General features: G+C 67.8%; 6 protein-coding genes and 1 pseudogene. All 7 read left to right on the forward strand.

The annotated features are described in order from the left end of the window. A pseudogene (locus O3X23_RS36270) lies at positions 1–275 on the forward strand (ABC transporter substrate-binding protein); the annotation flags it as partial. A gap of 3 nt (positions 276–278) precedes the next feature. After that, complete coding sequence (locus O3X23_RS36275) at positions 279–1,256, forward strand: carbohydrate ABC transporter permease (RefSeq protein WP_443048083.1); 978 nt, start codon at positions 279–281, stop codon at positions 1,254–1,256. Then, positions 1,253–2,083 carry a carbohydrate ABC transporter permease gene (locus O3X23_RS36280; RefSeq protein WP_269277002.1) on the forward strand — a complete coding sequence of 277 codons (831 nt, stop codon included), beginning with the start codon at positions 1,253–1,255 and terminating at the stop codon, positions 2,081–2,083. The genes O3X23_RS36275 and O3X23_RS36280 overlap by 4 nt, the downstream gene beginning before the upstream one ends. A gap of 95 nt (positions 2,084–2,178) precedes the next feature. After that, a complete protein-coding gene (locus O3X23_RS36285; protein WP_269277004.1) occupies positions 2,179–3,498 on the forward strand; it encodes a glycoside hydrolase family 30 protein in 1,320 nt (439 codons plus the stop codon). Between the two features lie 30 nt (positions 3,499–3,528). Further along, positions 3,529–4,563: an endo-1,4-beta-xylanase gene (locus O3X23_RS36290; protein ID WP_269277006.1), complete on the forward strand. Its 1,035-nt coding sequence runs from the start codon at positions 3,529–3,531 to the stop codon at positions 4,561–4,563. Beyond that, entirely contained in the window at positions 4,560–5,606 is a 1,047-nt protein-coding gene (locus tag O3X23_RS36295) for a Gfo/Idh/MocA family protein (RefSeq protein WP_269277008.1), read from the forward strand. Before O3X23_RS36290 ends, O3X23_RS36295 begins: the two co-directional genes overlap by 4 nt. Further along, positions 5,603–6,249 (forward strand): DUF6807 family protein (locus O3X23_RS36300; protein ID WP_269277010.1); only part of this gene is annotated, 647 nt, incomplete at its 3' end. The genes O3X23_RS36295 and O3X23_RS36300, both read left to right, overlap by 4 nt.

Raw genomic sequence — 6,249 nt, forward strand, 5'->3', positions numbered from 1 at the left:
TGAAGGTCCTCGTTCTGCAGAACGAATCCAAGCTGCTGGCCTCCAACGGCTACCTGCCGGTGGTCAAGGGCGCGGAGAGCCAGCTCACCGACGCCAACAAGAAGGTGGTGGCCGACAGCCTGGTCAAGGCGACGGGCTTCCAACTCTTCCTCGACCAGGCCTACCCGCCGGCCGTCGGCCAGGAGGTCAACGACAGCGTCGCCGACCTCATCGCCGGCCAGAAGACCCCCGAGCAGGTCACCCAGTCGATCACTGCGGCCGCGAAGGGTGCCTAACTCGTGTCTACCCCGACCAAGGAGCGGACGCAGGAGGCTGTGCGCGTGTGCCCTCCCGCCCCGGCCCGGTCGCGCCTTCACCGGCTGGGAAGCTGGGCGTCGATCGCCTGGTTCCTCCTTCCGGCCCTGATCCTCTTCCTCGTCTTCGTCCTCGCCCCGATCGCCATCGCGGTGTACACCGGCTTCTTCAAATGGGGCGGGATCGGCCCCATGGACGACTTCGTCGGCTTCGAGAACTACACCAAGCTGTTCGACGATCAGGTCTTCCTCGGCGATCTGGGGCGCGGGCTGTACCTGATCGTCCTGTCGATCACGGTGCAGCTGCCGTTCGCGTTGTTCACCGCAGTGTTGCTCAACCAGAGGCTGCGTGGCCGGGCCGTCTACCGGATGCTGTTCTTCGCGCCGTACATCCTGTCCGAGGTGGTCACGGCGGTCCTCTTCACCATGATCTTCCTTCCCGGCGACGGCATGGCCGACCACCTCGCCGGCGCCCTCGGCCTGGAGGGGCTGCAGGGCAAGTGGCTTGCCGACCCATCGACGGTCATGCCGACCCTGTTCGTGGTCATGGTCTGGAAGTACTTCGGCTTCCACATGATGCTCTACCTGGCCGGGCTGCAAAGCATCCCCGGTGAGATCCTCGAAGCCGCCTCCATCGACGGCGCCGGCGCCTGGCAGCGCTTCCGGCACGTCACGCTGCCGCTGCTCGGCCCGACCATCCGGATCAGCGTGTTCCTTTCGATCATCGGGGCAATCCAACTCTTCGACCTCGTCTGGGTCATGACCGCGGGCGGCCCCAACCACTCCTCCGAGACGATGGCGATCTCGATGTTCCAATTCGGGTTCAAGCGCTACCAGGTCGGCTACGCCAGCGCGATCAGCGTGGTGTTGTTCATGATCTGCATGATGTTCTCCCTCGTCTACCAGCGGTACGCGCTTCGCCGTGATCTGAGCGGAGCCGTCACCTTGGGAGGTGGCCGATGAACGCCCGCAGGACGGCACGCGGCCTGTCGGTGCATGCCGTGATCTGGCTGATCGGCGCGTTCGTCGTGGTGCCGCTGATCTACGCGGTGATCTCCGGGTTCAAGAGCACGGGCGAGTTGACGACCAACCCGTTCGGGCTCCCGGAGCACTGGAAGACCGGCAACTACACCGGCATCCTGCGCGACGGCATGTTCTGGCGGCAGATCGCCAACAGCGCGGGCATCGCGATCGGCACGGCAAGCTGCACGGTGGCGGTCTCCGCGATGGCGGCGTTCGTACTGGCCCGCTACGCCTTCCGGGGCAGGGAGTTGTTCTACACGCTCTTCACGATCGGACTGATGTTCCCGTTCGCGGTTGCCGTCCTGCCACTGTTCCTGCTGCTGCGCAACTTCGACCTGCTCGACAACCCGCTCGGAGTGATCCTGCCGCAGGCGGCCTTCGGGCTCCCGATGACGATCATCATTCTGCGGGGCTTCTTCCGGACCATCCCGGCGGAGGTCGAGGAGGCGGCCATCGTCGACGGCTGCGGCAAGTTCCGCTTCTTCTGGACGATCCTTCTGCCGATGGCGCGTCCGGCGCTCGGGACGGTCTCGGTGCTGGCGATCGTCACGAGCTGGAACAACTTCTTCCTGCCCCTGCTGGTGTTCAACGACCCGAAATGGCAGACGATCCCGGTCGGCGTCCAGCAGTTCCAGGGCCAGTACTCGACCGACTACGCGCTCGTGCTCGCCTACATCGTGCTCGCCATGGTCCCCGCCCTCGCCTTCTACGCCGTCGCCGAGCGACAGCTGATCGGCGGCCTCACCGCGGGTGCCACCAAAGGCTGACCCGTCCCTGCGTGAACCTCCACCCCCGAGGAGACGTTGTGAAACGACTGACCGCACTGGCAGCGGTATGCATGTTAGCGTTAACATCCCAGGCTGTGGCTGCCCCCGCACGACCGGGCATCGACTTCAACGCCACGCTCCAGCCCATCGACGGATTCGGCTTCTCCATGGCCTTCCAACGGGCCGACCTGCTGCACGGCGCGCGCGGCCTCAGCCCCGCCAAACAGCGCGAGGTGCTCGACCTGCTGCTCAGCCAGGACAAAGGCGCGGGACTTTCGATCCTCCGCCTGGGCATCGGGTCGTCGACCGACACGGTCTACGACCACATGCCGACGATCCTGCCGGCCGATCCCGGCGGCCCGGACGCCACACCGAAGTACGTCTGGGACGGCTGGGACGGCGGCCAGGTCTGGCTCGCCAAAGAAGCCAAGGCCTACGGCGTCAAACGGTTCTACGCCGACGCCTGGAGCGCCCCGGCCTTCATGAAGACCAACGGAAGCGAGAACAACGGCGGCGAGCTCCTGCCCGAATGGCGTCAGGCCTACGCGAACTACCTGATCCAGTACGCGAAGTTCTACCGGCAGGAAGGCATCGGGATCACCGACCTGGGATTCACCAACGAACCCGACTGGACGGCGACCTACGCCTCGATGCGGTTCACCCCGCAGCAGGCCGTCGACTTCCTCAAGGTGCTCGGGCCGACCGTCCGCAGGTCGGGGTTGAAGACCGAACTGGTCTGCTGCGACGCCGCGGGCTGGGACCGGCAGGGTGCCTACACCGAGGCCATCGAGGCGGACCCCGCGGCCGACAAGGCCGTGCGGACCGTCACCGGCCACCGCTACAGCGGTCCGACCCAGCTCCCGCAGCCGACCGACAAGCGCGTGTGGATGTCGGAATGGTCACCGGACGGCTCCACGTGGGACGAGCACTGGGACGACGGCAGCGGCTACGACGGTTTCACCATCGCGGCCGACATCCAGAACACCCTGACCGTCGGCAACGCCAGTGCCTACGTCTACTGGACCGGCGCGTCCCTCGGCGCGACCCGAGGGCTCATCCAGCTCGCCAACCCCGGTGACGACTACCGGGTGTCCAAACGGTACTGGGCGCTGGCCGCCTTCAGCCGGTTCATCCGCCCCGGCGCCGTCCGCGTGCCCGTCACCGACACCGCCCCGGCACTACGGGTCACCGCATTCCGCAACACCGACGGCAGCCGCGTGATCGAGATCCTCAACACCGCGGCCACCGAGAGCTCCGCCGAGTTCTCGCTTCACGGCGGGCATGACCGCCACCCCGACGGCTACGTCACCGACGAGACCCACTCGATCACCCCGGCCGACATCGTCTCCACGCACGGCACGACCCTCACGGCCACGCTCGCCCCGCGCGCGCTGACCACGATCGTCCTCGACTGACCCGTCCCACCCGAGGAGACCCCCGTGTCCATGACCCGCATACTTGCCGCCCTGTCCGCCGCCGTCTGCCTCACGGCCGGACTCACCGCCGCGCCCGCCGCCGCCGAGCACCGTCCCAAGACGCTCGGCGAACTGGCCGAGAAGCACCACAAGTACTTCGGCTCCGCCACCGACAACCCCGAGTTCACCGACGCCGCCTACCTCAAGCTGCTTGGCAGCGAGTTCGGGCAGACCACCCCGGGCAACGCCATGAAGTGGTACGCCACCGAGCCCGAGCGCGGCGTCTTCGACTTCACCGCCGCCGACCAGGTCGTCGCGCTCGCCAAGGCCCACCACCAAAAGGTCCGCGGCCACACCCTCATCTGGCACAACCAGCTCCCCGCCTGGCTCACCGAGGGCACCTGGACCCCCGACGAACTGCGCGCCATCCTCAAGAACCACATCCAGACCGAGGTCCGGCACTTCAAGGGCCAGGTCATCCACTGGGACGTCGTCAACGAGGCCTTCAACGAGGACGGCACCTACCGCGAGACGCTCTTCTACAAGACGCTCGGCCCCGGCTACATCGCCGACGCCCTGCGCTGGGCCCATGAGGCCGACCGGCACGCCAAGCTGTACCTCAACGACTACAACGTGGACTGGATCGGTCCCAAGAGCGATGCCTACTACACCCTGATCAAGCAGTTGAAGGCCGACGGTGTCCCGGTGCAGGGCTTCGGCATCCAGGGCCATCTGGCGCTCCAGTACGGATTCCCCGCAGACGTCCAGCAGAACATGCAGCGCTTCGCCGACCTCGGCGTCGAGGTCGCGGTCACCGAGCTCGACATCCGGATGAACCTGCCCGCGACCCCGGACAAGCTCGCCACCCAGGCCACCTGGTACGCCGACTACGTCAAGGCCTGCCTGGCGGTCAAGAAGTGCGTCGGCGTCACCATCTGGGACTACACGGACAAGTACTCGTGGATCCCCGCGGTCTTCCCCGGTGAGGGCGCGGCCCTGCCCTACGACGAGAACCTGCTGCCCAAGCCCGCCTACTACTCGATCAAGAAGGTGCTGGGCGGATGATCAGAACGGCGATCGTCGGAACGGGCGGGATCGCGGGCATCTGCCACGTTCCCGCCCTCCGGGCGCAGGCGCACCGGGCCGTGATCGTGGCAGCCGTCGACGTGGACGCCGCGCGCGCCGAGGCGTTCGCGGCCGAACACGGCATCCCCGCGGTCCACACCGACCTGCGCACGATGCTCGAGGAACAGCAGCCAGACCTCGTTCACCTGTGCACGCCTCCGTTCCTGCACGCAGAACAGGCCGTGGCCTGCCTGGAGTCGCAGGCGTGGGTGTGGTGCGAGAAACCGGTGGCGCTGTCGCTCGCCGAGCTCGACCGCATCCGTGCCGCCGAGGGGCCAGCCCTCGCAGGCGCGGTGTTCCAGCACCGGTACGGCTCGGGGGCCCGGTACCTGCGCGACCAGATCGCGGCCGGGACGCTGGGCCGTCCGCTCGTCGCGCAGTGCGTCACGGCGTGGTACCGCGACGACGCCTACTACGACGTGCCCTGGCGCGGCACCTGGGACAGCGAGGGCGGCGGCCCGACGCTGGGCCACGGCATCCACCAGATGGACCTGATGCTCGAGGTACTCGGCGAATGGGCCGAGGTACGCGCGATGGCCGGCCGCCTCGAGCGCGACGTCCAGACCGAGGACGTGTCCGCGGCCCTGGTCCGGTTCGACAACGGAGCCATCGCGACGGTCCTCAACAGCGTCCTTTCCCCACGCGAGGAGAGCTACCTGCGGTTCGATCTCACCGACGCCACGGTCGAGCTGAGGCATCTGTACGGCTACTCCAACGCGGACTGGACGTTCACGACCAGGTCGTCCGGCGTGAAGTGGGAGCCGCCGGACGACCTGCCCAGCTCGCACACCGCCCAATTCGCGGCGTTCCTGGACGGCTACGACGCGGGCATCCGGCCCGACCTCGGCAGATCCACCATGGAACTGGTCACCGCCTTGTACAAGGCCGCAATCACCGGCCGGCCGGTCCGGCGCGGAGGGATCGACGCAGCCGACCCGTTCTACAGCTCGCTCAACGGAGGGCACCCGGAGGTGTTCCGATGACCTTCGAACTCCTCGAGAACGGGGACTCGCTGACCGTCCGAACCCGCGACGTCGACCTCTTCCGGTACGTGCACCGGCCGGTCACGGCCCCCTTCGAGGCGCCGAAGCCCTACCTGCATCCGGTGCGCACGCTCGCCGGCGACGTGGTCACCGGGTACCGGCCGCACGACCACCGCTGGCACACGGGCCTCCAGATCACAGCGGCATGGGTGTCGGGGCAGAACTTCTGGGGCGGCGGCACCTACCTGCGCGGCCAGGGCTACGTGGACCTGCCGAATCTCGGCACGATGCGCAGCCTCACCCTGTCCACCGCAACGGGCCACGGCCGCGCCGTGATCGCCGAGGACCTGGCCTGGCACACGATGGCGGGGGAGCACTGGATCGAGGAGCACCGCACGCTGAGCGCGCGCGACGTCGAGGCCGACTCCTGGACGCTTGAGGTCACCACCGCGCTGACCAACGTCCTCGACACCGATCTGATGTTCGGCAGCCCCGGCACCCAGGGCAGGAAGCTCGCCGGATACTCCGGCCTGTTCTGGCGCGGCCCGCGCGCCTTCGCCGGCGGTGACGTGATCGGCCCCGCGATGGGCGAGCAGGGCGACTGGCTGGCCTTCATCGTCACGCACGACGAGGTCGACCGCTC

Origin of the sequence: Streptomyces sp. H39-S7 (assembly GCF_027158205.1) — a bacterium.
In the GTDB taxonomy this organism is placed as follows: Bacteria; Actinomycetota; Actinomycetes; order Streptomycetales; family Streptomycetaceae; genus Actinacidiphila.

Coding starts and splice junctions, on each gene's coding strand:
- O3X23_RS36280 (WP_269277002.1), top strand. CDS start 1,253: ATGAACGCCCGCAGGACGGCACGCGGCCTGTCGGTGCATGCCGTGATC.
- O3X23_RS36290 (WP_269277006.1), top strand. CDS start 3,529: ATGACCCGCATACTTGCCGCCCTGTCCGCCGCCGTCTGCCTCACGGCC.
- O3X23_RS36295 (WP_269277008.1), top strand. CDS start 4,560: ATGATCAGAACGGCGATCGTCGGAACGGGCGGGATCGCGGGCATCTGC.